We start from the raw sequence: 2,887 nt of genomic DNA, 5'->3' as shown, positions 1-2,887 counted from the left end.
GGCGAGCCGCGTCTGGATCGCGGCCTTCGCGGCAACCTGCTGCGCGAGCTGCGCGTGCGCGGCATCGAGCGCGCGGCGGCTCTGCGCGGCGATGCCCTGCTGGCGCGCGGCCGCGACGCGTGCGATCTGGCTGCGCATCTCGCGCACGCGCTTCAGACGTGCAAGCGTCGCGAGCACGAGGCGGTCGTCGGCTTCAGACATGATCGTTCGCCAGCTTCGTCAGCTTCGCGAGCAGCACGTCGAAACGTACGTCCTCGTCCGACGCCTGCGCGCAGAACGCGCCGATCGCATCGCGCGCGCGCAGCGCGAGATCGCCGAGCCGGTCGCTGCCTTCGCGATATTCGCCGATCTGCACGAGCAGCTCGATCTCCTGGTACTTCGCGATCAGCTCGCGCACGCGCGCGGCCGCATGCTGGTGCGCGCGGCTCGCGACAAGCGGCATCACGCGCGACAGGCTTGCGAGCACGTCGATCGCCGGATAGCGGTTCGCGAGCGCGATCTTGCGCGACAGCACGATATGGCCGTCGAGGATCGAGCGCACTTCCTCGGCGATCGGGTCCGATTCCTCGTCGCCTTCGACGAGCACCGTGTAGAGCGCGGTGATCGATCCGCGCGCGCCCTGCCCCGCGCGCTCGAGCAGGCGCGGCAGCACCGCGAACGTCGACGGCGGGAAGCTGCGCCGCGTCGGCGGCTCGCCGCTCGCGAGGCCGACCTCGCGCTGCGCGCGCGCGAAGCGCGTCAGCGAATCGACCAGCAGCAGCACGCGCTTGCCCGCATCGCGGAAGTGCTCGGCGATCGCGGTGGCGACCAGCGCGGATTTCACGCGCTCCATCGCCGGGCGATCGGACGTCGACACGACGACGATCGAACGCGCGCGCACCTCCGGCGACAGGCTGTGCTCGATGAATTCGCGCACCTCGCGGCCGCGTTCGCCGACGAGCGCGATCACGTTCACGTCGGCCTGCGCGCCGCGCGCGATCATGCCGAGCAGCGTGCTCTTGCCGACGCCGGACGGCGCGAAAATGCCGACGCGCTGCCCGATGCCGAGCGTCATCAGGCCGTCGATCACGCGCACGCCGGTCGGAAACGGCGTATCGATCATCTTGCGCGCGAGCGGATTCGGCGGGTCCTGCTGCGTCGACACCCATGCGGCGCCCGTCACGGGCCCAAGCGCGTCGAGCGGCCGGCCGAGCCCGTCGAGCACGCGGCCGAACAGCCCTTCGCCTACCGGAAACACATGCTCGCGCCCGGACGGCACGACGATCGTCTCGGGCGACAGGCCCGCCACGTCGCCGAGCGGCGTGAGCAGCGTCGTCTGCCGCGAGAAGCCGACCACTTCCGCGAGCAGCGTCGGCTGGTTCGGCGTGCGCAGCTCGCAGATTTCGCCGAGCCGCGCGCGGATGCCCGTCGCATTCAGGATCTGTCCGACCGCGTGGTTGACGCGGCCCTGCACCGACACCGGCGAGAAGAACGCGAGCCCCGCGTCGAGTTCGCCGACGAGGCGGCCGCGATCGAACGGCGCGGCATCGTCGTCGCCGAACGGTTGCGGATCGTCGAGCGGCGCGTTCATCGCGCGGCCCCCTTCAGCGCATCGCGGCGGATCGCCTGGCGCAGCGCGTCGATCTGCAGGTCGAGGCTTGCGTCGATGCGCCCGGACGGCGTCTCGACCGTGCACGCGTGGCGTTCGAGCTGCGCGTCCTCGACGATGCGGATCTTCTGCCGGTTCGACTGCCCGGCGAATGCGCCGTCGAGCGCGTCGCGCATTTCGTCCGTGCGGCCGGGCGCGATCCGCACGATCAGGAACGCCTCGTCGCGCACGAGCGGCGCGATCCGCGCGAGCGCGGCCTCGTACAGCGTCCGCGTGCTCATCTCGCCGACGATCGCGCGCACGGCCTTCACGACGATGTCCGCCATCGCATCCTTCATCGTCTCCATCGTGCGCGCGGCGGCAAGCGCCTGCGTGTAGGCCTGCGCGGCCTGCTCACGCTGCGCGCGGCGCATCCCTTCCTCGTAGCCGGCTGCCTGGCGCTTGTCGAATTCGCGCTGTGCATCGGCGACGATGCGCGCCGCCTCGTCGCGCGCGGTGGCGACCACCGCGGACGCGTCGAGCAGCGCAGCGTATTCGCGCTCCTTGAGCACCTTGCGCTCCGACAGGAGTTGCAGGTTGTCGCTCGTGATCAAAAAAGCCAGTCCCATGACGCAAGCCTCTCGGGAATCAGAAACAGGAACATCAGTTCGCCGAACTGGTCGCGCTGCGCGCGGTTCAGCCAGTACGGCGCTTCGTCGTCGATCGCGCGGTGGAATTTCAGGCGCGTGCGCCGCGCGACCGCGTCGCTCGCCACGCCGATGAAATCCGCGAGCAGCCGCCCGCCGCGTGCGCGAATCACGGCGGGCAGTGCAGCCGGATCGGCGCGCCACGGTTCGAGCGTTTCGGCGAGCGCACCGAATTCCGGTGCGCGTTCGAGCGCGAGTTCCAGGGCGTCGGCGCCGAGCTTCGCCGCCACTTCGGCGCGGATGCGCCGCACGGCCAGCGCATCGCGCAGCCACGGGCGATGCAGCAGCAGCCCCGCATACGCGGCCAGCTGCTCGAGTGCCGCGCCCGGCAGCAGCGCGAGTCGCGCGCACGGGTTCGCGACGTCGAAGTCGTGCCGTCCGGCCACGCCGTTCGCATCGAGCAGGTGCCGCGCAAGCAGCTTGCGGCCGGCCGCGCCGAATGCATCCGGCGAACGGTAGCGCGCAGGCCAGTCGGCCGGCACGCGCGTCACGTGCAGATAGCGGTCGGGCCGCAGGTTGAAGTCGCAGACGAGCGTGTGAAACGCGGCGCGGCGTGCCGCGGGCGGCGGCCCGAGCGGCTGCAGCCACGGCAGCGGCGCCACGTCGGATGCGA

3 protein-coding genes and 1 pseudogene are annotated in these 2,887 nt (G+C 71.4%); all 4 read right to left on the bottom strand.

From position 1 onward, the window contains the following. Nucleotides 1–201: pseudogene (locus tag G3N64_RS38635) on the bottom strand (hypothetical protein); the annotation flags it as partial. Continuing rightward, nucleotides 194–1,570, bottom strand: a complete 1,377-nt coding sequence (locus tag G3N64_RS38630; RefSeq protein ID WP_205788828.1) for a FliI/YscN family ATPase — start codon at nucleotides 1,568–1,570, stop codon at nucleotides 194–196. The gene G3N64_RS38630 and the pseudogene G3N64_RS38635, both read right to left, overlap by 8 nt. Beyond that, nucleotides 1,567–2,196 carry a type III secretion system stator protein SctL gene (sctL, locus tag G3N64_RS38625; protein WP_205788827.1) on the bottom strand — a complete coding sequence of 210 codons (630 nt, stop codon included), beginning with the start codon at nucleotides 2,194–2,196 and terminating at the stop codon, nucleotides 1,567–1,569. Before sctL ends, G3N64_RS38630 begins: the two co-directional genes overlap by 4 nt. Then, nucleotides 2,178–2,887, bottom strand: a 710-nt coding sequence (locus G3N64_RS38620) for a SctK family type III secretion system sorting platform protein (RefSeq protein ID WP_241021433.1), incomplete at its 5' end; no start/stop codon positions are given. The genes G3N64_RS38620 and sctL, both read right to left, overlap by 19 nt.

Source organism: Burkholderia sp. Ac-20344 (assembly GCF_017104975.1).
Taxonomy (GTDB): domain Bacteria; phylum Pseudomonadota; class Gammaproteobacteria; order Burkholderiales; family Burkholderiaceae; genus Burkholderia.
This window is presented reverse-complemented; position numbering and strand designations above follow the sequence as displayed.

Coding starts and splice junctions, on each gene's coding strand:
- sctL (WP_205788827.1), bottom strand. CDS start 2,196: ATGGGACTGGCTTTTTTGATCACGAGCGACAACCTGCAACTCCTGTCG.
- G3N64_RS38630 (WP_205788828.1), bottom strand. CDS start 1,570: ATGAACGCGCCGCTCGACGATCCGCAACCGTTCGGCGACGACGATGCC.